The following is a 21,517-nucleotide window of genomic DNA, read 5'->3' as shown; positions in this document are numbered from 1 at the left end:
GAAGTTTCCACTGACGGGCCTGGCTGGTTCACCGGCACCATCCCTGACGTCGATCTCTAACGTTAATGGAGGTGCATGGATGCGTGCTCGTGACCGTGGCCGTGCCCTGGGCCGGATCTTGGCCCTTGGTGCGGCACTGGCGGTGATCTGTCCGGCGGCGACTGGGGTGGCCTCCGCGCAACCGTTGGCACGACAGCAACAACAGCAGCAATCTCAGCAGAAGCAGGTCTACAAGATCTACGTCGTGGGGGACTCGTATTCGTCCGGCGAGGGCATCCACACCACGACGCAGACCGGCCGGGGTAGCTTCACCGGGCCCAGCTACTTCGACGCCAGGGACCCCCGGCACCAGTCGAAGATGAGCGCCGCGATCCAGGCAGCCGCACGGGTGCAGGCGGCCAACCCGGACATCCGGGTCGAGGTCCATGTGGTGGCGGCCTCGGGTGCGACCACATCGGACTTCTTCGAGGCCCAGCGCAAGGATTCGCTCGAGGGTCCCGGCAGCCGGGAGCAGAACGGGGCCGATCCGAGGACCTGGCACGACAAGGACGACCTCACGATCAACTCGCCGCAGCTCGACCAGATCCCCGCGGACGCCGACGTGGTCATTATGGGCTTCGGCGGCAACGACTCGTACTTCGGGCCGCTGGCCAGGACGTACTACAACGAGCAGGCCAAGCGGCCCGCTCTGCTGCAGGAGCTCGAGCAACTGCTGGACACCGGCAAATCCGCGGCGGACTACCAGCGGGAGGCCGGCGATCAGAGCATCGAGAAGGGCTACGCCCCCACTCTGGTCGCCCGGCTGCTGCAGGTGATGCAGGCGATCCAGAACCGCGCGCCGAACGCCAAGATCCTGGCGCAGAACTACCCGCTGGCGACCCACCCGGACCACACGTCGCTCTACGACATGCTGGAGGACGAAGGGATGGGGGCGATGCGGGACTTCGCCATGAGGATCAACAAAGCGATCGCGCGGGCGGTGGAGGTCTGCGGCTGCGCGGAGCTCGCCGACGTGTCCCAGGCGATGGCAGGCCGTGAGCTCAACACCGCGGACCCGGCGATCACCAGTCCCAGCACCGGTGTGGGCGGCAACGCGCAGATCTGGGCGACGCAGGAGGCCCTGCACCCGAACCTCAAGGGCGCCGGCCTGATGGCGGACCCGATCGCCGCGGCCTTGGCCAAGCAGCTCGGTCTGAAGACCCCACCGGCACAGAAGGACCGGCCCACCGACACCAGCAAGATCAAGATCTCCCGTACCCCCGCCCCGGACACGGACGGCGATGGCACAGCGGACTATCTGGACAACGACTGGGACGGCGACGGAGTCCGCAACACCAAGGACGACAACCCGAACGTCCCGGACGCGAAACCCGGCCCGCCCCAGGGCGGCAGGCAGGGCACGACTGCCCCGGACAATCGCCAAGGTGGTGCACCGGCCACACCGGGCCCCGGCAACCAGGCCGCACCGCCTCAGAACCAGACCCCGCAACCACCTGGCTCGAACGCAAGCCCGGCCGCACCGCCCCGGAACCAGGCCGCACCACCCAATACGGACAAGCCCCAGGACCAAGCTCCGCCACCGGCCACTGGGCGGTCGACTACGCCACCGCAGGACCAGCCCTCTCCGCCGGCCGCTGACCGGCCGACCCCGCCGAGCCCGGGCCGGCCAGGCCAGCCCCCGGCCGCGCCGCCCGGCGGCGGCCCGGGTCAAACCCCGCCCCCTGCCCAGCAACCGGCTCCTCAGCAGCCTCCGACCCAACAGCCACCCGCCCCGCCGCAGAACTCCAGCGGTGGCGGCAAGAACAAGCAGTCGAAGGCAGCGGGGCCGAGGCGCGGCCCGGTGATCCCGGCGTCGACCCCGATGAGGTCCGCGGCGGCCCCTTCGTCCCCCGCGCAACCTTCGGCGCCTCGCTTCGACCCGAACTTCGGACCGCCGGGCAGCCCGAAGCCGAGCCAGCTCGGCGGCGGTCTGGCCGGCGTGAAGCCGCCGGCGCCGCCCACACCGTCCACGGGCACCGGTCCGTCGACCCCGAAGCCCAAGCCGCCACTGAGCGGCGGCGGCAAGAAGTGGCCTCAACCGAAGCCTGACGGTGACCTCAGCACCGCACCCGGCACCGAAGGCGGCGGCGGTGGCTCGGAACCCTCCACCGGAGGCGGCGGGACCGAGGGCGGCGGCTCCTCGGCTCCCTCGTCGTGACCACAGCGCTCGAATAATCGGGGGAAACCGGAAACCACGACGGCCTCGGACACGCACGGTTCGAGGCCGTCGTCCCGGCTCCTACAGCAGTTTGTCCTGGGTGAAGGGGAGGTCGCGGAGCCGGCGGCCGGTGGCGTGGAAGATCGCGTTGCCGATCGCCGCGGGCACGCCGGTGAGCGGTGTTTCGCCGAAGCCCCTGGCTCCGAGTGCGGTACTGACCGGGTCCGGCTTGTCCACGAAGATCGCCTGGATGTCGGGGACATCCGCGTTCACGGCGAGCAGATACGCCGACAGGTTCGGGTTGACCACCCGTGCGGTCCGGCGATCGAGCACGGTGTGTTCCATCAACGCATTGCCGATGCCCCAGGTGAATCCGCCGATGACTTGGCTGCGTGCGGTTTGGCGGTTCAGCACGCGGCCAGCGTCGTACGCGCCGACTCCGCGGGTCACGCGGACCCGGCCGTAGCGCGGATCGACCCGGACTTCGACGAAGACCGCCCCGGTGGAGTAGCCCCTGGCGTTGGTCATGGAGCTGGTGTTCTCCACCGGCGCGCCATGCCGTGCCATGACCGTTCGGTAGCTTTCGCGGCGGGAACGGTCCGGCGAGAACAGGTACCCGTGCTGTGTGATGATCTGCTCTGCGGGCAGGCCGTGCAGCGGTGACGCGGGATTCGACACAGCAAGCTGGACGACGGCGGTCCGCACGGCCAACGCGGCCGCGTTGACCGCGCCGGTGACGCTGGCGATCGTCGCCGACCCGGCCGAAAACGACGCAGGCGGGAAGTTCGTGTCGGCGAGTTCGACCTTGACCTGGTTCAGCGGCATCTTGGCGGGCCGTCCGAGCTGTCGCGCGATCGCGGCATTGAGCAGCGAGTGCGGCCACACCGGTGACTTGCAGCCGAATCCACCGCCCAGATACGGCGCCAGCACCCGGACATTGGTCTGTGGGATGCCAAGAGTGGTGGCGAAGGCACGTTGCGCGTTGACGACGGCCTGACTCGTCTCGTGCACGGTCAGACGATCGCCGTCCCACTGCGCGACTGTCGCATGTGGCTCGATCGGGTTGTGGTGGTGTGGCGGGCTGGAGTAGTTCTGCTTGACCGTGACGTCGGCCGCGGCCAGGCCTGCCGTGGGGTCGCCGACGATCACTTCCTGGTTCGCGGGCAGGTAGACCTCGGCCAATGCGTCGGCGATGACTGCTTTCGGGGTTTCCGGAGCGTACGTGACGCGGACGAGCTCGGCGGCTTCCTGCGCCTGCTCAAGTGTTGTGGCGACCGTGATGGCCACGATCTGCCCGTTGTGGTGGATCTGGGTTCCCTGCAACGGCAGACGACAGCCTTCTGGTTCGCCACAGCGCGGCAACGCACAACGGCGCTGCGACAAGACTGCGACTCGACCTGGACACCGGTCGTACATCGCCGCAGGATGGTGTTGTTCATGGATCTCATTCCGAACAAACGATTCCGCGACCGTTCGGGCTTCGAACCACGATATCCGAGACGGGGCGGACAGCGTAGGTCGCTGATGGTCGCGGTCGTGCTGGCCGCGGTGCTGGTCGGCGCCGAAACGAGCTTCGGTGCCGACAGCTCGCCTTACCAAGGCGCAGCGGCGGCTGCGAGTGAGGCCGCCGGCAAGAGGTTCGATGTCACCAACTACGACATCGCAATCAGCTACCAGCCGGACACCCGCACACTTCGAGGTAACGCGGTGGTCACCGCCACGGCCACCGAAGCGCTGGACAGTTTCACGCTGCATATCAGCGACTTGACGATCCGTTCGGTCAGCGTGGGCTCGACAGCAGTGAAGTCCTTCTCCCGGACTGGTGAAAAGGACCTCGTCATCGTGCCGGCGACACCGATCGACCGTGGCGCCGAGTTCCAGGTCCGGGTCGAGTACGACGGAACGCCGGGTGCCGGGTGGTTGCCTACCACGTCGGGCGGAGCCACAGCATTCATGGGAAGTTCCAATGCGTGGTTCCCCGCCCACGAGGACGCCCGCGACAAGGCGGACTTCCACTTGGCCGGGACCGTGCCGACCGGCTGGAGCGTCGTGTCCATCGGCCGCGAGGGCCCTGTGCGGCAAGAATCCGCCACCACCACGTTCAGCTGGACGGAGCCGGACGTCGACCCCGCTCACATCGCTGTGTCCATCGATCACTTCACGATCGAACGGTCGGCCCTGGCCGACGGAACCCCGGTGGTCAACGCCTACGCGCCAGGACTGCGGGAATCGACCAAACCGCTGGCGGACCGGCTGCCGGAGATCCTCGGCTTCCTCTCCGGCACGTTCGGCCGGTACCCGTACCGGGCGGCCGGCAACGTTTTCGTCCACGTCAACGACGACGGGCCGGCGACCGCGCCGCAGACCCGACCGGTGTACCTCGGCTCCGGCAACAAGCAGTACATGACCCTCGGCGCCGTCGTCCACGAGCAGGCCCACCAGTGGTACGGGATCTCGGCCGCGCCCGGCCAGCCGGAGGACAACTGTCTGTCCGAGTGCTTCGCTGTCTATGCCACCTGGCTGTGGGACGAGGCCAAGAACGGCGTCGATCTCGATGCCCGCTATCGCGACCAGGTCAATGCCGGCACAGGCAATCCCGGCCTCTGGAAGGAACTCTATCGCCCTGGTCAGGTACCAGGGATCAACGTCTACGACAAGGGTCCGCTCGCCCTGCACGCCCTGCGCAGGCAGGTCGGCGACGAGCCGTTCCGCCGGCTGATCAAGCAGTGGCCGCAGCAACACCGCAGTGATTACGCCGGCTGGCCGCAGTTCGAGACGTTCGCGCAGCAGGTCACCGGACAGGACCTCACCGGCTTCTTCCACGCATGGTTCCGCAGCGCGACGGTACCCGCGGACAAATACCTCTGGCCAGGCACGCTGAAGCCGTAGCCGCTACGAGGTGCGCAGCCAGGACTCGTAGTGGTCGAGTACGGTGTCCTCAGCCGGTCGGTAGGTGATTGCGAGTTCTTCCACGCTCCGGTGGTTGTCGACACGGAAGCGGATGCCGAGGTGTTTGCGGATGTAGTCCTGCGTCAGCCCGAAGCGCGGTCCGAGGACGCGCACGGCGAGATCGGGCACCGGGTGACGCGGAATGAGCAGGCGGCGCGGGTACCTGGCACGGATGATGCGGCCCATATCCAGGAACGAGACCATCTCCGGGCGCGCGAGGATATAGCGCCCGGAGGCGGTCTCGTTCTCGGCGGCGTTGATGTGCGCGGTGGCGACTTCTCGCACATCCACGAGGGTGAAGCTGAATCCGGGCGCGCCGTAGAAGAAGTAGCCCTTCAGCAGTTCGTTCATCAGGAACAGGCTGCCCGAGCGGGAATTCGGCGTGAACGAGGGCCCGAGTACGAGGCCCGGGTTGATGGTGACAAGTGACCAGCGTTCCTGCTGCGCGGCCGTGTCCCAGGCCGCACGCTCGGCGACTGTTTTGGCGTAGTGGTACGGGTTGTTCTCCAGTGTGCTCGTGGTGTTGAAGTGATCTTCGCTGAGCGTCTGGTCCTTCATGCCGAGGACGTCGACGTAGTCCCCGAAAATCGCGCCGACGGTCGAGGTGAGCACCACCCGCCGCACCGTGGGCGTGCGCTCCACGCTCGCGAGCACGTTGCGCGTCCCCCGCAGCGCGGGTTCGAGCACGTCAGTGCGCCCGTCCTTGATCTTTTCGGGCATCAGGAACGGCGAGGCGACATGGAAGACGAAGCGGCACCCGCGCATCGCCGCGTCGAAGGAGCCGTCGGTGAGCAGGTCGGCCTCGAACATCTCCAGCCGGCCGGGGAATTCCGTGCGCATCCGTTCGAGCGGCGCGACCTTCGCGGAGTCGCCCAGCTTCCGCACGGTGCTGTGCACGGTGTAACCACGTTCGAGCAGTTGCCGAACCAGGTGGCTGGCCACGAACCCGCTGCCGCCGGTCACCAGAACCGTCGTTTCGCCTATCCCTGCGTCCACGCTGCCAAAATCTAGTCCACTCAGGATCGGACGCCGGAAGCCGACGCCGTCGGTGCGGCGAGCAGATCTCCCAGTGATCGTGATCGGGGGATCATGGGGCGATTCGCGTATCGGCACGGCGCGCGAAGGACTCGCCGCCGATAGCGGGGTTCCGGAACCCGACGGGGGTAGTGTGCGTCAGTCCGGCAGGCGCGTGTGACCACGTGAGGTGCCATGAGTTCTCGGCGGTACCAGGTGGCTGTCGCGCTGGTCGTGGTCATGGCGGCGCTGGTGGCGGTCAACGGGCTGGCCTTGTGGGGTGATCGGCTCGCCCTGTGGGTTGACGACGCGATGCAGTTGGGCACGGGTCTGTCCGCGGTTGTCTGTGGCTGGTTGGTCGCGCGGCGGGTGAACGGGCCGCAGCGGTGGTGGCGGGTGCTGATTGCGGTGGGCATGTTCGGCTGGTCATGCGGTCAGTGCATTTGGTCGTGGTACCAGCTTGTCGAGAACAAGGGTTTGCCGTCACCGTCCCTTGCGGACGTGGGATACCTGTCGTTTCCGGTGTTCGCGCTGCCCGCGTTGTTCGTCCTGGCCAAGGCGCGGCGTCAGCGGGGCACGCGGCCTACCCAGTGGACCACGCATTTCGGTATGGCTGTCGTGCTCGATGGCCTGGTGGTGACCGGGTCGCTGTTCATTCTGGTCTGGACCGCGGCACTGGGGACAGTGGTCCAGGCTTCCGCGCCGGACGCGCTGGCGTGGGCCGTGGCCATCGCGTACCCGTTGTCGGACTTGGTCGTGGTCGTGGTGGCAGTGCTGCTGGTCGTTTTCGACCGGGTCGAGCGGCCGTATCGCGCGAACCTGCTGCTGCTCGCCGCCGGCATCGTGGCGTTGGCCTGTTCGGACAGCATCTTCGCGTATCTGGTCAGCATCGGCGCGGAAAGCATGAAACCGTGGTCCGACGCCGGTTTTGTGCTCGGGCCGCTGCTGATCGCGTACGCGTTGCTGGCGGTGCCCCGGGAGAATGAACGGGAGGACACGGAACCCGGCGGCGTGGACTGGCTGCAGCTGATACTGCCCTATCTGCCGGTCATGGCTGTCACGCTGGTGATCGCCAGCCAGCTGTTGTTCGGCGAAGGACCGGACTGGGTCGAAGTCAGCCTGAGTGCGCTGGTGATTTTCCTGGTGCTGGCGCGTCAGCTGCTTTCGTTGCTGGACAACAGACTACTGCTGCGACGGGTGTATGAGGGACAACGGCAGCTGAGGTATCAGGCGTTCCATGATCCGTTGACCGGGCTGGCGAACCGGGCGCTGTTCGCCGACCGGCTCGATCACGCGGTCGCGGACGGCTCTCGCCGGCCACTAGTGTTGATCTTCGTTGACCTGGACGACTTCAAGGAGGTCAACGACCGGTTCGGGCACGCGGGCGGCGATGCGCTGCTGCACGCGGTCGGGCAGCGGCTGCAGGACTGCGTGCGTTCGACCGGCACTGTGGCGAGACTCGGCGGTGACGAGTTCGCGATTCTGCTTGAGGGCGAACCGGAAGCCCCACAGGCCGTCGCGGACCGGATCCGCAACGCGCTGCGAAGACCGTTCGCTGTGCACGGCACTCTGGTCAACGTCCGGGCGAGCATGGGTGTGGTGGTGCCGGACCCCAGTGAACCGCTGATCAGCTCCGATGTGCTGCTCGGCCGTGCGGACACTTCGATGTACGCGGGCAAGCGGCTCGGCAAGGACGCTGTCGTGGTGTACCGGCCCACACACGACGGTCCGCTGGACTTTCCCACCGTGCTGCGCCAGGCCCAAGGCGGCATCCCGATCGGCTTCCGCCTGGCGTATCAGCCGATCGTGCGGCTGGCGGACGAGGTGCCTGTCGCCGTCGAGGCGTTGGCCCGGTGGACTTCGCCGGACGGCACGCGCGTGCCGCCGGAGTCGTTCGTGCTCGCGGCCGAAGGGGCCGGGTTGGGTGCGGAGCTCGACAAGCTGGTGCTGGACCTGGCTTGCCTGCAGATCACCGAAGCCGGGCTGGATCTGGCCGTGCACGTCAATATCGGGGCGAGCCGGCTGGGCACCGCGGCGTTGCAGGAGAGCATCTCCTCGGTGGTGAGCCGGTACCGGCTGGCTCCCGGACAGCTGGTCGTGGAGATCACCGAGACAGTACCGGTCCTGGACCTCGACGAGGGGGCCAAGGCGATCCGGCGGCTGCAGGCACTCGGCGTGCGGGTGGCGCTGGACGACTTCGGCGCGGGGTACAGCTCGCTGACGTACTTGCACGCGTTGCCGGTGGACCTGGTCAAACTCGACCGCGCGCTGACCACCGGCGACCGGCCGGAACGAGACGCGGCGCTGTGCCGTTCGCTGGTCGGACTGGGCAACGGTCTCGGCTTGGCGGTGGTGGCCGAAGGAATCGAGACCGCTGAGCAGACCGAACGGATCACCCTGGCCGGATGCGCCCTGGCCCAGGGCTACCGATTCGGCCGCCCAGGGCCGTTGCCGGCGTTACGGCCGCGCGTCAGTCCGCTCGTACCCCGGGAGGTATGACGCCGAAGATCGTCGCCGTCGAGCCCGAGCCGTTGCGGTGGATCGGCCCACCGGCCAGGACCCACGCGCCGGTGGCAGGCAGTGCCTTGAGGTTCGCCAGGATCTCCAGACTGATCCGGTGACGCTGGTAGACCAGTTTGGACACCGTGAACGTCTCCTCAGTGCCCACGTCCGGGCTGAACGTGTCCGTCCCGGTGCCACCACGCCGCCCGATCCGCCCGGTGTCGATCAGCCAGCGTACGGCTGGGATCGCGAAACCGGGCTGGTGCAGGACGCCGTTCGCGTCCAGGTTGGGAAACGCCGGCGTGCCCCAGCGGGACTCCCAGCCGGTCCACAGGACCACCATGGACTGGTTGGGGATCCGGCCGTACCGTTGCTCCCAGGCCTTGATGTCGGCGATTGTCACGGCGTAGTCGGGATTGTTCGCCACCTTCGCCCGGACATCGATCTTCACCGCGGGCAGGAACAGGTCGCCGGGATCCATCTGGTCGGCCAGCAGCCCACCGGCCTCGAAGTGGCCAGGTGCGCCCCAGTGCGTGCCGGTGGCTTCGGCCTCCCGGACGAACTGCATGTAGAAGCCGTCCTCCGGGATGGTCGCGACGGTCTCCAGCGTGAACGCCGGGTCACCGGGAAAGATATTGGTGGTCGCGGGGTCGTTGACATGCGACAGGTTGACCAAGGTCAGTTGGTCCAGGCGCATCGGCGGGGCCGTGGCCGCCGCGGCACGCCCGGTCGACAACGCACCGAACAGCCCGGCCATCCCGGCGGCCAATGACCTTCTCCTCAGTGGCATCTGATCACCTTTCCCTTTGCGGGACGACGAACCCGCGGCCGTGCTGCGACGGCTCGGTATTACCACCTGCGTCCCCGTCCGCCCAAGTGCCACTTGTCCTGCGATTACCTGGCGTCACCGAACGAAACCGACCGGCTTCTCGCCGTGTCCGGTCATGCCCTTGGCGATCTTGTGACTACCGCCGTCGTCAGATCGGCCCGGTCACGCAGTGCTGGACGACGGGGCCGAAGTGGGCCACCAGATCGTCGATGGACGCGGAGGCGATCGGCTCGAGCCGCACGATGTATCTCGCGACGGCGAGGCCGAGGATCTGGACGTTGACCATACCGGCGCGTAATCCGGCGTCCGGGGTGTCGAGCAGTGCGGCGAGGCGGCCGGTTATCTCGCGGTCGATGAACTCGCGCAGCAGTGCCTGGGACTGGTCGTGGGTGGGGGCTGACCTGGTGAGCAGCACCAGCGGTGCGCGGTCGGACTGATCCAGGTTCTCCAGCAGTGCCCGGATGACGCGTGCGCCGATGCCGTCGAGGCCGCCGGTGAAGATCGATTCGATGGCGGGCGGGACGCGGGCGGGCATCTGGAGTGCCGCGGCGAAGAGGCCCTGTTTCGTGCCGAAGAAGTAGAACACCATCGCCGGGTCGACGCCCGCCTGCGTGGCGACCGCGCGCACCGTGGTGCCGCTGTAGCCGTGCTCGCCGAACAGTGCGCGGGCGGTGTCCAGGATCCGCTGCTTGCTTTCCGCGCCGGATCGCCAGCGCCCCGGGCGGCTGGAGGAACGGTGTTCTGTCATGGCGAGGGGGAGTCTATCCGAGCTTTCTTCATCGCGCGGTGGAGATTTACGCGAAAGCGCCCTAGAGTGTTCTTCATCGGATGGTGAAGAAAGGTGGCGCGGATGCGGGTGCTCGTGGTCGGGGCAGGGCTCGGCGGGTTGACACTGGCCCACGGGTTACGCCAGGCGGGGATCGACGTCGCGGTGTACGAACAGGACGGCGTGTCGGGGCGCCCGCAGGGTGTGAGCCTGCACTTCGACGACCGGGGGACTGCGGCGTTGCGCGCGTGCCTGCCGCCGGGACACGTCGCGATGGCCGAGGCCACCATGGGAGGACCGCGCGATCGGACGCAGTCGGTGTCCGAAGTGGACGGAGAGCTTGCGGTGGTGCACAGCCAACCGCTCGACGGCGCGGCGGGTCCGGCGCGTCCTGGCCGACAGGTGCACCGGCCCCTCCTGCGGGCGGTGTTGCTGACCGGGCTGGCGGACACGGTGCGGGTCGGGGCGCAGTTCACGGGGTTTGAACGGCGCCTCGACGGCACCGTTCGGGCGTTGTTCGCCGATGGCAGCACGGACACCGCGGATGTGCTGGTCGGCGCGGACGGGGTCGGCTCGGCGGTCCGTCGCCAGTACTTGCCGCAGGTGCAGGTGGTCGACACGGGAAAGCGCATGCTGATGGGCGCGACCGCGTTGCGTGCCGTGGCCGATACCGGGCTGCCCGGCCTGATCGGCGACAGCCCCGCCAATGTGCAGCAGCGCGGCTCGATGATGGTGCTGGGCATGCTGCGCTTCACCCGCCCGCCGCTTGCCGCGCGGGAGGAGTGGCTGCCGGCGCTGCGCCGCGATGCCGTCGCCGATCTCGAGGACTATGTGATGTGGGCGGTGCCCGTCTCGCAGGAGCGGCTCGGTTCGGCGGGCACACCGGCGGAGTTGTGGTGCCGGGCCAGGGATCTGGTCGCGGATCTGCACCCCACGTTGCGGCTGGTGGTCGACCAGGCGTGGCGGGCTGTCCCGGTCGCGTTGCGGATCGGCATGATCCCGCCCATGTCGGCGTGGACTCCCGGCAACGTCACGCTGCTCGGCGACGCGATCCACCTGGCACCGGGATTCGGCGGCAACCTGGCGATGCGTGACGCGCACTGGCTTCGTGATGCCCTGGTGCAGGCCGACCGTGGCGAGCAGGAGCTGCACGCCGCGATCGGCGGCTACGAGAACGCGATGCGCCGGGACAGTTTCCCCGGACCGCTCTCGCCTCTGACGAGACGACGGCGCGCGTATGAATTTCACGATGCTGACCCAGAAATCGCTGTCCCTGTTCGCGGCGGTGGGCGGCTGGCGCACAGTCGCCGAAGCCGTCGCGTCCCGGGCGCTGTACCTGGTGGCGTATCTGGTGACCGGTGAGGTGGCGACGTCCGCGCTGATCGCGGTCGGTGGTGTGCTCGTGTTCGCGGTGATCCGGGTGTGGAGCGACCGGAAGTACTGGCAGGCGGCCGGCGGGCTGGCCATGGTGGCCGTGTCGGCGACGCTGGCCAGCAGTACCGGACACGGCGTGAATTTCTACCTGCCGGGCGTGCTGGTCAGCATCTGCGCGGGGACGGTGTTCCTGCTGTCCATGCTGGTGCGGTTGCCGCTGGTCGGCGTGGCGGTAGGGGCAGCGCGCGGTGAACGCTTCGGCTGGCGGCGGGATCGTGCGCTGCGACGGCGTTATCAGCTGTGCACGGCGGTCTTCGTGGCGAAGTTCGCGATCGCCACCGCGGTGATGGTGCCGCTGTACCTCGCCGGGCAGGTGGTCGCGCTGGGGATCGCCAGCACACTGCTGACCCTTCCCGCGATGGCCGCCTGCGCCTACGTGAGCTGGCGAATCCTGCGCACCGAAGCCGATCCGGCAGAACCGGCCGCGACCGAACTTCCCGCGGACTGTCAAACAGGCCGACTATGACGACCGGTCAGACCGCTGTGGCGGAGCGGCCGAGACGCACTGCCGAGACGAGGAAGAACAAGCCGCCGAGGACGGCGTATCCGGCCAGGCTGACCAAGGACGCGTTCGGTTGTGCGGCCTGCAGGACGAAGGATGTTCCGGCGACTATGGAGATGGCTCCGCTGATGATCATCGCCCATTGACCGCCCAGTGTGCGGCGGCTGACGCCGACGACGAGTTGGGTGAGTCCCGATACGACTGCCCAGACTCCCCACACGCGCAATACCGCCGGGATACCGGACGCGGCAGCGAAAGCGAGGCCGATGCCGGCGACCCCGCTGATCGTGATGTTCACGTAGAGGCCCAACGCGGATTTGGTGGCCTGTGACGAGCGAACGTCGATGAAAGCGGCGGCGACGTCGAACAGGGGGTACAGCACCAGCAGTGTGACGCTGATCGGCCCGAGCTTTGACGCGGTCGTGAACAACAGGGCGGCCCAGGCAACGGCGAACCCGAAACGGACGAAGTACAAGCGTCGTAGGGCAGGCGCGATGGGGGTGGAAGCGGTGACGGTATTGGTACTCACGAGAGTTCCTTCGACGTAGGTCGGCTCCCCTCCAGTGAGGAGAACGTTCGGTCTCTTCCGAGAGTGTCAGCTTGCTGCGGTGACGTCAAGACCGAACGTTCTATCTGCTAGTGTGTTGATGATGACGAACGTCCATGGGCAGGTGTCCGAAGCGCGGTCCCGGCTGCTCGCCACAGCGACCCGGATCTTCTACACGGAGGGGATCCACTCCGTCGGCATCGATCGGATCGTTGCCGAGGCGAAGGTGACCCGGGCGACGCTGTACCGGCACTTCCCTGGCAAGGACGACCTGATCGTCTGCTACCTGCAGGAAGCCGACCGGGCTATGCGAGGCCAGGTGGACACCATTGTGGCTCAAGGGTTGCCAGCGTCCGACACCCTACGGGCCATTGCCAGGTCCATCGCGGAGGGCATCCGGTCTCCCGGCTTCCGTGGCTGCGCCTTCCTCAACGCCGCGGCGGAGTATCCCGACCCAGCCCACCCCGTGCACAAAGCTGTTCTCGTACATCGCCAGTGGTTCTCGCACACGATCACCGAGGTGCTGGCCCGTATGGGGAACGCACCGGCCGAACCCGCCACCCGGCACTTCGTCATGTTGCGGGACGGAGCGATGGCTACCGGCTGCCTGTCCGACCCTGAACCGATCTGTGACACGTTCCTCCAAGGCGTCGAGGGCCTGCTACAGCTTCACGCCGCGGCCACGTAACCGGTGTCGCCTGGAGAGGTGTTCTCCGGGCCCCGATCTACGTCATTTGTCACGGTCATGGCGTGGTGGACAGCCGAGGCGGCTCGGTCATAGCACCATGTCCGCGCAGGCGGTGAGTACCTAGGCTGACTGCATGGACGTCTCGTTCGGCACCATTTGGGAGGCCGTCGCCCGTCGTTTGCCTGACGCCATCGCGATTTCCGAACCGGGGCGGGACTACACCTACGCCGACTTCGAGAACCGGTCCGCCCGGCTGGCCACCGCGCTTGATGAGGCAGGTGTCCGCGCCGGCGACAAGGTCGCGTGTTACCTGTACAACGGCGCCGCCTATCTGGAAACGGTGTTCGCAGCGTTGAAGATCGGCGCGGTGCCGGTCAATGCCAACTATCGCTACACCCGGGAAGAACTGTCCACTTTGCTCACCGACGCCGACGCCACGGCCGTCGTTTTCAGCGGTGAGTTTGCCGGGAACGTGAACCACGCTGCGGACAACGTGGCGACGCTGCGGCTGTTGGTCCGGGTCGGTCCCACCCCCGGGGACCAGTCGGGCCCTCAAGCGCTTGGGCTGGAGGAGGTTCTGTCCTCGACCCCGCCGCGTCCTGCGGAACATCGCCCTGGCACGGACCAGATCTTCATGTACACGGGCGGCACCACGGGCAAGCCCAAGGGCGTGATCTGGCGCCAGTCGGATCTGCTGCATTCCCTGGCTGTGCCGATCTTCCGCCCGCTCGGCGTCGACAAGCTGCCCTCGACCTTGAGCGAAGCCATGGATATCGCCGTCGCCGCACACGCTGACGGCCGATCTCCCGCGATCATGCCCGTCGTGCCGTTGATGCACGCCACAGGATTGTTCAATTCCATGGGCGCCCTGCTCGTCGGTGGCCGCGTCATCACGGCACAGCCGGGCGGACTGGACCCGAAGCACGTCTGGGAGACGGTCGCCTCACAGCGCGCAGGGACGATTGTCGTTGCGGGGAACGCGGTGTGCCAGCCACTTGTCGACGAACTGGTCGCAGCGGGCCAGGCGGGGACGCCCTACGACCTGAGTTCGGTGAAGTCGGTCCTCAGTTCGGGCACGGCGTTGTCCGATCGGCTCAAACGCGCTCTGCATGAGCACGCGAAGGTCACGATCGTCGACGCGATCGCATCGAGTGAGGGCGGCCCATTCGCCTTCGCCATCACCTCGTCGGTTGCAGACCTGCCGGCGCGTTTCTTCCCGGTACCTGCCACGAAGGTCATCCGTTCCAACGACCAGGAAGTCCTGCCGGGTACGGGGGAGCAGGGCGTGCTGGCCTACGGCGGCCCCATGCCGCTCGGTTATTACAAGGACACGGCGAAGACAGCCACGACCTTCCGGGCGATCAACGGTGTCCGGTACGCGATTCCGGGTGATCTCGCCGAGGTCGAGGCCGATGGAGCCATCCGATTCCTCGGCAGAGGCTCGGGTGTCATCAACACCGGGGGCGAGAAGGTGCATCCCCAAGAAGTCGAGGATGTGCTGCTGGCGCACCCGGATATCACCGACGCGGTGGTCGTCGGGGTGCCAGACGAGACATGGGGCCAGCGGGTCGCCGCACTGGTCGCGACGCCCAACAGCGCTCTGGCGGAGGACCAGGTCCAGGACTGGGTGCGCCAGACCCTTGCCGGATACAAGGTTCCGCGCACCGTCGTTCTGCTGCCCAAACTTCCCCGTACCTCTACCGGGAAGCTCGAGGTGGCCTGGGCCAGGAACACGATCCAGACCAAGACGAGGCCACCGATTCGGTAAGCCAAGCCCAGTAACGGTATTCACGATCCATCAGAAACCTGTGTGTCGGTGAGCCCGTCCAGAAGAGCGATGAGGCCGTGTTCGAATTGGACCGTGAGAGGGTCCGCTGTCGTCGCATTGCTGTCTTGAGTCTCGGACTGCTTCTCGTAAAGGGTTGCGAGGCGCGGGAACTGTCCGGTGGCGAGCTGTTGCTGTCCGAAGGTGAGGGCGTCGGCGAGGAGCTGGGGGTTGTGCTCGGCTTGGGCGGTGCGGGTGCGCGTCTCGATGGTGTGCAGGGCGCTGCCGAACACGTAGTGGTCCACGATTCCCCAGAGTGACAGTTTCGCCGCGGGGTCCAGATCGAGCTGGTCGAGAGCGGCCAGCGACTGCTCCATGTGGCGCATGGCGTTCGGGCCGAACTGGGCGTCGTCGAGCGACGTGATGGACCACGGGTGGGCGAGCAGGACGTCACGCGTCCGCCGGGCGATGACGGTGACGGCCTTGCGCCAGGCCGAGGGCAGCTCGTCGTCGGGGATCAGGAGGTCGGCGAGGATCGCGTCCTGCATCAACGCCACCAGGTCGGCCTTGGTGCGGACGTAGTAGTAGAGGCTCATCGTGCCCGCCCCGAGTTCGGCGGCGATGCGCTTCATCGTGACGGCCCCGAAGCCTTCGGCGTCCGCGATCCGTACCGCTGCAGCGGTGATCTGCTCGCGACTGAACCGCGGCCGGCGCGCGCTGGGCTCCGGTCGCAGCCAGATCAAGTCACTGCTCTCTGCCTCTGTCATGTTCGTACGAGATACGAGTATATTGTTCGTACGTGATACGAACAAGCGATCACGATCACGAGGAGGACTTCATGTCGGCATCGATCAACGAGCGGCTCCACGAGTACCTGCACAAGCTGCCGGGTATGCCCTCGCACTCCGAAGCAGACCGCCTGAACCAGAACCGGCACGCTCACAACCACCGCGGCGGGCGCCGCCCGTCGCTGTCCAGCCCGAACGGGCATCACGCCAGGCCGCCGCGGGTCCTGGTGGCATGGCAGAAGTGGATCGAGGGCTTGTTCACCGGGCGGGGTGGTCACTGATGAAAGCAGCAGTCATCCACGAGTTCGGGGCAGTGCCGCGGTATGAGGACTTCCCCGATCCGGTCGCGGGCGGCGGCGAGGTCCTGGTCGAGGTGAAGGCCGTCGCGGTGGAGAACGTCGACAAGGCCGTCGCGGCGGGCACCCACTTCGCGGCTCGCCACTTCCTCCGTGAGTTTCCGGCGATCGTCGTGTTCGACGGGATCGGCACCCTGCCCGACGGGACCCTCGTCGGGTTCAGCCAGCCGCGCCCACCTTACGGCGCGCTGGCCGAGCGCACCGTCGTCCCGGTACAGAACACGACCCCGGCGCCCGAGGGGATCGACCCGGCCATCGCGGTCGTGATCTCCTCTGCCGTGACCGGCTTCGCGATCAAGACCGCCGCCGGCTTCACCCCTGGCGAGACTGTTCTGGTCCAGGGCGCGACCGGCGTCGCCGGACGGCTTGCCGTGCAGGTCGCCCGGTTGCTCGGCGCGGCACGCATCGTGGCCACCGGCCGCGACAATGACGCGCTGGACGAGGTCATCGGCCTCGGTGCCGACGCGGTGATCAATACCGCCGTGGAGGACGACGAGCTCGTCGAAGCCTTTGCTGCCGAAGCCGGTAGCGGCTATGACGTGGTGCTCGACTTCCTGTGGGGCCGCCCCACCGAACTGTTGCTCAAGGCGCTCGTGCCAAGCCGGATCGGCCATCCGAACCCCACCCGCCTCATCCAGGCCGGCGAGTCGGCCGGAGCCCGGATCGCGCTCACCGCGGACAGTGTCCGTACCTCCGGCCTGGAGGTCTACGGCGTCGGCAAAGGCCTGGACGGACAGGCCGTGGCCGACGCCTACGGCCAGATCGTGCAGTGGACACGCGACGGGAAACTCGTCGTCGGGATCGAGCGCGCCCCGCTCGCCGACATCGAAACAGCCTGGCAACGAACCGATCTGCGCGGCAGGCGGCTCGTTGTCACCCCATGAGCGTTCAGGCCTGATCCGCGATCAGCTTGCCACCGACGCCGGTGCGGTCATCGGGCTGGGGGATGAGCTCCACCAGAACGGAATCACGGAGCTCTTCGCCCAGCACGGCCGCAACGGCGTCGGTCACACCGGCAACGAGTCGCCTTGCGACATCCTGGCCGTCAGGTCGAGCGAAAGCACCGGCGCGGATACCGAACGACACTTCGGGGGCTGCCGGGTTGTCGAAGCTGCCGCCAACGGCCCAGCGGTGACGCGGGAATCCGACGAGCCGGACGACCACCAACGGGCGCGCCCATTCGCCCGCACACCGCTACGACCGACTCGGTGAGGGCGGAGACGAGCGCAGGCTCCCGCCCCGACAATTGGGACTCGGTGGCATAGACGGTCAGGTGAGGCATGAGGGATCCAATCGTGAGCAAATGTTGTTTGTAAGTCCGGGCTTCACACGATCTCGATGTTCGCCATCATCCCCATGTCCTCGTGTTCGGCGTTGTGACAATGGAACAGATACCGCCCGCGATAACCGTCGAAGCATGTGATGATCTCTGCCGATTCGCCTGGTTGCAGCGAAATCGTGTCCTTGAGGCCCGCATCGTGGGGCAGCGGCGGCTTCCCGCCCCGTGACAACACCCGGAACCCGGCCAGATGCAGGTGCACCGGATGCTGGACGTCGGCGATCAGCCGCCACACCTCGACATCGCCGAGACCGACCGTGACATCAGTACGCGTGGGGTTGAACGGCTGCCCGCCGATCAGCCAGCCGTGGCCGCCGTTCATCCGCCCGGCACGGAAGGAAAAGTCCCGCACCCGCGCGGCATCCGACCGATTCCAGGAGGGCAGATCGTTCGACAGGACCGTGGGAACGCGGCTGTCGTCGGCAGCGCGACGCGCGACCCGGAAGGCCATCACGTCATGGGTCCGGCCCGAACCGAGCCGGTTGACGATCGTGACGAGGCTGCCGACCGGGACGCCGGAGAAGTCGGCGACGACGTCATAGCGTTCGGCCGGTGCCATCGGCAGCGACTGGTGGGTGACCGGCGCCGCGAGCAGCCCCTGGTCGGCGCCGATCTGCACGAGATCGAGCCGCCGCCCGTCGTAGGTGACCGCTTCGAGTTCGTAGTGCCGGGCGTTCGAGGTGTTCAGGAAACGCAGCCGATATCGCGCCGCGTCGACCTCGTGGACTGGCCACGGCGCGCCGTTCACCAGGATCACGTCGCCGAGCACGCCCGCGAGATACGGCTCGTGGACGCCCGGCTGCTCCCGCAGGGTGGGGTCGAGGGCGGGATAGGCGAGGTTGCCGTGGTCGTCGAACGCGCGGTCCATGATCGCGAGCGGCAACTCACGGGGCCCGGCGGGCAGGCCGAGTGACTCCTCGGCGTCGTCGCGGATGATGTGCAGCCCGGCGAGTCCCCGCCAGATCGCGGGCGCGGTGAAGTCCATCCGGTGGTCGTGGTACCAGAGCATCGCCGGCCGCTGGGCCATCGGGAACGTGTAGTCCCGCGTCTGCCTCGTCACCACCGCCCGCGGATCGGACATCGCCGGCATCTGCATCCCGTGCATGCCATGCATCCCCGGCATCGGGTCCTGCCAGCCGTCGGGCAGGACGAGGTCGGTCGGGTATCCGTCGGACTCCGGCGGGGTCCGGCCGCCGTGGAGATGCACGACGGTCGGCACCGGCAGCTCGTTGTGGTGCGTCACGATTACCGGCCGGTCGCGGCGCGCCTCGATCGTCGGGCCCGGGAACGTGCCGTTGTATGTCCACAATGGAGTCTTGACGCCGGGTAGGATCTCCAGAACCGTTTCGCGTTGGGTGATCTCGTATCGATCGGCGCCGTCCACGGTGCTGACCGGCCGCAGAACGGACGGCAGCGGCAACGGCACGGTGAACGTGGGAGGCAGCGGCACCGCGCTGCGCAACTTGGCGCCGGTGGTCGTAGGCCGGCGGGACAGTGCGGCCGCGCTCGACAGCCCCGTGACCGCCATCAACCCGAGCGCCCCGCCGATGCCCAGCACCTGGCGCCGGCTCATGGTCCGCTCACGCACGGGCGGCCTCCTCGCGAGAGATCGGCTGCCGCCACACGGCGATGAACAACACGACGAGCCCGGCGATCGTCAGCACGCCCAGCGGAAAATGCAGCCACAGCGCCCCGTCCAGCCCGGCGAAGTACTGCACCGTCTCGGCCGCCACCACGGCCAGCGTCGCGAGGAACGGCCACGCCTGGCGCGTCCGGACCAAGACCACGATCGCCGCGATCAGTTGCAGAAAGCCGATCGAGGTGACCACGTTCGCGCCGATTACATGCCAGCTCAGGCCGTCGAAGTCACCGCTCAGATACACGCCGGCGAACACAGGCTGGGCGAAGATCGCGACCACGTGCGCGCTGACGAGGGCCCGCATCACCATGAGGCGTCCTCCTTGCTTGTCCTTGCTTCGCGAGCCAAGTTATGTCCTGAGAGTTATCTTGTCTAAGATCAGTATTGCTATGAAGCTATGATCGGAAAGGTATGGAGTGCGGTGGACCTGAACTCGCTCAGGCAGTTCCTCGTGGTGGCGCGGCTGGAGCACCTCAGCCGCGCGGCCGACGAGCTGCGTGTCGCCCAGCCGTCACTGAGCCGCACCATCGCGCGTCTGGAGAGCGAGCTGGGCGCGTCGCTGTTCGACCGGGGCGGCCGCCTTCGGCTCAACGAAGCCGGGAAACTGTTCCGCGGACACGTCGAACGGTCCCTCGGCGAGCTGGAGGCGGGCAGGCGGGCCGTCGCCGAGGCCACCAGCGAGGGCGTGCGCACGGTGCGGCTGGCGTCGGAAACGTTCCTGACCCTCACCGGGCCGCTGGCCGCCTACAAGCGCGCCCATCCGTCCGTCGAGGTCGAACTCCAGTGGTCGGCGGCCGACGACATGGCCCGCCTCCTGCGTGCGCAGGACGTCGACCTTTGTGTTGCCTCCCAACCGATCCACGCCGAGGGCCTGGAGCAGGCGCAGCTGCTGGACGAACAGGTGGGGGTGGCCGTGCCTCTCGACCATCCGCTGGCAGGCCGCGCGTCGGTGAGTGTGGACGAGCTGGCCGGGCAGTCGTTCGTCACCGCCCGTGCGGGGCACTGGCAACGGCGGCTGCTCGACCGGCTCTTCGCCGCGCGCGGCCGCACACCGAAGATCGTCTGCGAGGTCGACGAGCTCAGCGCCATCGCGGAGCTGATCGGCGCGGGGCTCGGCATCGGTCTCGTGCCCGGCTTCGCGCGGCGGATGGCGATTCAGATGCCGCTGGTCTGGATCGGCGTCGACAGCCCCGACTGTCGTCGCACGCTCACCTTGTTCTGGGGCGTGGGAAGCGACCTGTCGGCCGCCGCCCGGACCTTGCGCGCCACCATCACCGAGTGGGACTGGGGTTAGTCAGTCCACGGGCGGAGCTTTTCGGGGTTGCGGACGGCCCAGATGCGGGTGATGCGGTCGTCCGCGATGTCGAACGCGTAGACCGATGCGGTGACGCCATCGTTCTGGATCAACAGACCGGGCTGGCCGTTGACGGTGCGCTCCAGGATCGTGAAGCCGCCGGAGATCCCGGTGGCGACGGCGATGACGAACCGGGCGATCTGCTCGCCGCCCTCGATCGGGTGCAGCGTGGTGGTGACCAGGCCGCCGCCGTCCGCGGTGAAGGTCGCGGTGGGATCGAGCAGGCCGACGAGGGCGGTGATGTCCTGGGCTTCCCAGGCCTGTTTGAAGTCGCGGACCAGCTCGGCCTGGCGGACGGCCAGGCCCGCGGGCGGCGGGGACGCGCGGACGCGGCGGCGGGCCGAGGAGGCCAGCTCGCGGCAAGCAGCCGGGGTGCGGCCGGTGATCTGGGCGATTTCGGCAAAGGAGTAATGGAAAACGTCGTGCAGGATGAGCGCGACGCGCTGGGCCGGGGTCATTGCTTCGAGGGCGACGAGGAAGGCCATGCCGACCGACTCGTCCAGGGTGACGCGGTCGGCCGGGTCGGCGGTGTTGCCTTCGGCGGGGTCGGGCAGCGGCTCGGGAAGCCATTCGCCGACGTACCGTTCGCGGCGGGCCCGTGCCGAACCGAGCACGTCGAGGCAGATGCGACTGGTGACGGTGGTGAGCCAGGCACCGGGGGAGACGATCGCGTCCTGCTGCGGCCGGGACAGCGCGTACCAGCGGGCGTAGGCCTCCTGGACGGCATCCTCGGCCTCGGCCAGGGAGCCCAGCAGCCGGTAGGCGAGATTGATCAGGTGGCGGCGCTCGCTGAGGATCGCGTCGGTCATCGATGCTCCCGTCGGTTCGGTGTCTTCACTCTGTCTGAC

General features: G+C 67.8%; 20 protein-coding genes. 10 read left to right on the top strand and 10 right to left on the bottom strand.

The window, feature by feature from the left end; genetic code table 11:
• Positions 1-79: 79 nt before the first annotated feature.
• Positions 80-2,197, top strand: coding sequence for a GDSL-type esterase/lipase family protein (locus tag JOF56_RS43190; protein ID WP_209645348.1), 2,118 nt, complete (start codon positions 80-82; stop codon positions 2,195-2,197).
• A gap of 81 nt (positions 2,198-2,278) precedes the next feature.
• Here the strand turns inward: JOF56_RS43190 and JOF56_RS43185 are convergent, their stop codons facing one another.
• Positions 2,279-3,520 (bottom strand): xanthine dehydrogenase family protein molybdopterin-binding subunit, encoded by a 1,242-nt coding sequence (locus tag JOF56_RS43185; RefSeq protein WP_245378634.1) that lies wholly within the window; start codon positions 3,518-3,520, stop codon positions 2,279-2,281.
• A 114-nt stretch (positions 3,521-3,634) separates the two neighbouring features.
• On the opposite strand from JOF56_RS43185, the gene JOF56_RS43180 reads away from it, so the two are divergent.
• Positions 3,635-5,086: a M1 family metallopeptidase gene (locus tag JOF56_RS43180; protein ID WP_209645346.1), complete on the top strand. Its 1,452-nt coding sequence runs from the start codon at positions 3,635-3,637 to the stop codon at positions 5,084-5,086.
• Between the two features lie 3 nt (positions 5,087-5,089).
• Here the strand turns inward: JOF56_RS43180 and JOF56_RS43175 are convergent, their stop codons facing one another.
• On the bottom strand, positions 5,090-6,142 hold the full coding sequence (locus JOF56_RS43175; protein ID WP_209645345.1) for an NAD-dependent epimerase/dehydratase family protein: 1,053 nt from the start codon (positions 6,140-6,142) through the stop codon (positions 5,090-5,092).
• A gap of 213 nt (positions 6,143-6,355) precedes the next feature.
• Between JOF56_RS43175 and JOF56_RS43170 the strand changes: the two genes are divergently transcribed.
• Positions 6,356-8,659 carry a putative bifunctional diguanylate cyclase/phosphodiesterase gene (locus JOF56_RS43170; protein ID WP_245378633.1) on the top strand — a complete coding sequence of 768 codons (2,304 nt, stop codon included), beginning with the start codon at positions 6,356-6,358 and terminating at the stop codon, positions 8,657-8,659.
• On the opposite strand, the gene JOF56_RS43165 is transcribed toward JOF56_RS43170, so the two are convergent.
• Positions 8,631-9,452 (bottom strand): cyclase family protein, encoded by an 822-nt coding sequence (locus JOF56_RS43165; protein ID WP_209645344.1) that lies wholly within the window; start codon positions 9,450-9,452, stop codon positions 8,631-8,633. The two genes, JOF56_RS43170 and JOF56_RS43165, sit on opposite strands and share 29 nt — an antisense overlap.
• Before the next feature lie 187 nt (positions 9,453-9,639).
• Complete coding sequence (locus tag JOF56_RS43160; RefSeq protein ID WP_209645343.1) at positions 9,640-10,239, bottom strand: TetR/AcrR family transcriptional regulator; 600 nt, start codon at positions 10,237-10,239, stop codon at positions 9,640-9,642.
• Between the two features lie 102 nt (positions 10,240-10,341).
• Between JOF56_RS43160 and JOF56_RS43155 the strand changes: the two genes are divergently transcribed.
• Both JOF56_RS43155 and JOF56_RS43150 read left to right on the top strand, forming a co-directional pair.
• Positions 10,342-11,619, top strand: a complete 1,278-nt coding sequence (locus tag JOF56_RS43155) for an FAD-dependent oxidoreductase (protein ID WP_245378632.1) — start codon at positions 10,342-10,344, stop codon at positions 11,617-11,619.
• Positions 11,507-12,157: a DUF3159 domain-containing protein gene (locus tag JOF56_RS43150; RefSeq protein ID WP_245378631.1), complete on the top strand. Its 651-nt coding sequence runs from the start codon at positions 11,507-11,509 to the stop codon at positions 12,155-12,157. Before JOF56_RS43155 ends, JOF56_RS43150 begins: the two co-directional genes overlap by 113 nt.
• A gap of 7 nt (positions 12,158-12,164) precedes the next feature.
• Here JOF56_RS43150 and JOF56_RS43145 read toward each other — a convergent pair whose 3' ends face one another.
• A complete protein-coding gene (locus JOF56_RS43145; protein ID WP_209645341.1) occupies positions 12,165-12,722 on the bottom strand; it encodes a hypothetical protein in 558 nt (185 codons plus the stop codon).
• Positions 12,723-12,843: 121 nt separating this feature from the next.
• Between JOF56_RS43145 and JOF56_RS43140 the strand changes: the two genes are divergently transcribed.
• Together JOF56_RS43140 and JOF56_RS43135 are read left to right on the top strand one after the other, a co-directional pair.
• Positions 12,844-13,428: a TetR/AcrR family transcriptional regulator gene (locus JOF56_RS43140; RefSeq protein WP_209645340.1), complete on the top strand. Its 585-nt coding sequence runs from the start codon at positions 12,844-12,846 to the stop codon at positions 13,426-13,428.
• 133 nt (positions 13,429-13,561) lie between these two features.
• Positions 13,562-15,196 carry an AMP-binding protein gene (locus JOF56_RS43135; RefSeq protein ID WP_209645339.1) on the top strand — a complete coding sequence of 545 codons (1,635 nt, stop codon included), beginning with the start codon at positions 13,562-13,564 and terminating at the stop codon, positions 15,194-15,196.
• A 20-nt stretch (positions 15,197-15,216) separates the two neighbouring features.
• Here JOF56_RS43135 and JOF56_RS43130 read toward each other — a convergent pair whose 3' ends face one another.
• The gene (locus JOF56_RS43130) at positions 15,217-15,960 is read right to left on the bottom strand and encodes a TetR/AcrR family transcriptional regulator (RefSeq protein WP_209645338.1); all 744 of its coding nucleotides are present in this window, start codon (positions 15,958-15,960) and stop codon (positions 15,217-15,219) included.
• A gap of 71 nt (positions 15,961-16,031) precedes the next feature.
• Here JOF56_RS43130 and JOF56_RS43125 point away from each other — a divergent pair, with 71 nt between their 5' ends.
• Positions 16,032-16,262 carry a hypothetical protein gene (locus JOF56_RS43125; RefSeq protein WP_209645337.1) on the top strand — a complete coding sequence of 77 codons (231 nt, stop codon included), beginning with the start codon at positions 16,032-16,034 and terminating at the stop codon, positions 16,260-16,262.
• Complete coding sequence (locus JOF56_RS43120; RefSeq protein ID WP_209645336.1) at positions 16,262-17,221, top strand: quinone oxidoreductase family protein; 960 nt, start codon at positions 16,262-16,264, stop codon at positions 17,219-17,221. The genes JOF56_RS43125 and JOF56_RS43120 overlap by 1 nt, the downstream gene beginning before the upstream one ends.
• A gap of 4 nt (positions 17,222-17,225) precedes the next feature.
• Here the strand turns inward: JOF56_RS43120 and JOF56_RS43115 are convergent, their stop codons facing one another.
• From JOF56_RS43115 to JOF56_RS43105, 3 genes are all read right to left on the bottom strand, one after another.
• Positions 17,226-17,504, bottom strand: a complete 279-nt coding sequence (locus tag JOF56_RS43115; RefSeq protein ID WP_245378630.1) for a tautomerase family protein — start codon at positions 17,502-17,504, stop codon at positions 17,226-17,228.
• 158 nt (positions 17,505-17,662) lie between these two features.
• Complete coding sequence (locus JOF56_RS43110) at positions 17,663-19,249, bottom strand: multicopper oxidase family protein (RefSeq protein WP_209648831.1); 1,587 nt, start codon at positions 19,247-19,249, stop codon at positions 17,663-17,665.
• Positions 19,250-19,256: 7 nt separating this feature from the next.
• A complete protein-coding gene (locus JOF56_RS43105; RefSeq protein ID WP_209645335.1) occupies positions 19,257-19,625 on the bottom strand; it encodes a hypothetical protein in 369 nt (122 codons plus the stop codon).
• Positions 19,626-19,712: 87 nt separating this feature from the next.
• Between JOF56_RS43105 and JOF56_RS43100 the strand changes: the two genes are divergently transcribed.
• On the top strand, positions 19,713-20,609 hold the full coding sequence (locus tag JOF56_RS43100) for a LysR family transcriptional regulator (RefSeq protein ID WP_245378629.1): 897 nt from the start codon (positions 19,713-19,715) through the stop codon (positions 20,607-20,609).
• On the opposite strand, the gene sigJ is transcribed toward JOF56_RS43100, so the two are convergent.
• Positions 20,606-21,478, bottom strand: a complete 873-nt coding sequence (sigJ, locus tag JOF56_RS43095; RefSeq protein WP_209645334.1) for an RNA polymerase sigma factor SigJ — start codon at positions 21,476-21,478, stop codon at positions 20,606-20,608. The genes JOF56_RS43100 and sigJ overlap by 4 nt on opposite strands.
• Positions 21,479-21,517 lie beyond the last annotated feature (39 nt).

Origin of the sequence: Kibdelosporangium banguiense, assembly GCF_017876405.1 — a bacterium.
GTDB classification, from domain to species: Bacteria; Actinomycetota; Actinomycetes; order Mycobacteriales; family Pseudonocardiaceae; genus Kibdelosporangium; species Kibdelosporangium banguiense.
Note: the sequence above shows the minus strand (reverse complement) of the source record. Positions and strands in the feature narration are given on the sequence as shown.

Excerpts from the sequence above, each read along its gene's own strand:
- JOF56_RS43135 (WP_209645339.1), top strand. The coding sequence starts at position 13,562 with ATGGACGTCTCGTTCGGCACCATTTGGGAGGCCGTCGCCCGTCGTTTG.
- JOF56_RS43180 (WP_209645346.1), top strand. The coding sequence starts at position 3,635 with ATGGATCTCATTCCGAACAAACGATTCCGCGACCGTTCGGGCTTCGAA.
- JOF56_RS43170 (WP_245378633.1), top strand. The coding sequence starts at position 6,356 with ATGAGTTCTCGGCGGTACCAGGTGGCTGTCGCGCTGGTCGTGGTCATG.
- JOF56_RS43150 (WP_245378631.1), top strand. The coding sequence starts at position 11,507 with ATGCTGACCCAGAAATCGCTGTCCCTGTTCGCGGCGGTGGGCGGCTGG.
- JOF56_RS43100 (WP_245378629.1), top strand. The coding sequence starts at position 19,713 with ATGATCGGAAAGGTATGGAGTGCGGTGGACCTGAACTCGCTCAGGCAG.
- JOF56_RS43130 (WP_209645338.1), bottom strand. The coding sequence starts at position 15,960 with ATGACAGAGGCAGAGAGCAGTGACTTGATCTGGCTGCGACCGGAGCCC.
- JOF56_RS43105 (WP_209645335.1), bottom strand. The coding sequence starts at position 19,625 with ATGGTGATGCGGGCCCTCGTCAGCGCGCACGTGGTCGCGATCTTCGCC.
- JOF56_RS43155 (WP_245378632.1), top strand. The coding sequence starts at position 10,342 with ATGCGGGTGCTCGTGGTCGGGGCAGGGCTCGGCGGGTTGACACTGGCC.
- JOF56_RS43165 (WP_209645344.1), bottom strand. The coding sequence starts at position 9,452 with ATGCCACTGAGGAGAAGGTCATTGGCCGCCGGGATGGCCGGGCTGTTC.
- JOF56_RS43120 (WP_209645336.1), top strand. The coding sequence starts at position 16,262 with ATGAAAGCAGCAGTCATCCACGAGTTCGGGGCAGTGCCGCGGTATGAG.
- sigJ (WP_209645334.1), bottom strand. The coding sequence starts at position 21,478 with ATGACCGACGCGATCCTCAGCGAGCGCCGCCACCTGATCAATCTCGCC.
- JOF56_RS43160 (WP_209645343.1), bottom strand. The coding sequence starts at position 10,239 with ATGACAGAACACCGTTCCTCCAGCCGCCCGGGGCGCTGGCGATCCGGC.
- JOF56_RS43190 (WP_209645348.1), top strand. The coding sequence starts at position 80 with ATGCGTGCTCGTGACCGTGGCCGTGCCCTGGGCCGGATCTTGGCCCTT.
- JOF56_RS43110 (WP_209648831.1), bottom strand. The coding sequence starts at position 19,249 with ATGAGCCGGCGCCAGGTGCTGGGCATCGGCGGGGCGCTCGGGTTGATG.
- JOF56_RS43140 (WP_209645340.1), top strand. The coding sequence starts at position 12,844 with ATGACGAACGTCCATGGGCAGGTGTCCGAAGCGCGGTCCCGGCTGCTC.
- JOF56_RS43125 (WP_209645337.1), top strand. The coding sequence starts at position 16,032 with ATGTCGGCATCGATCAACGAGCGGCTCCACGAGTACCTGCACAAGCTG.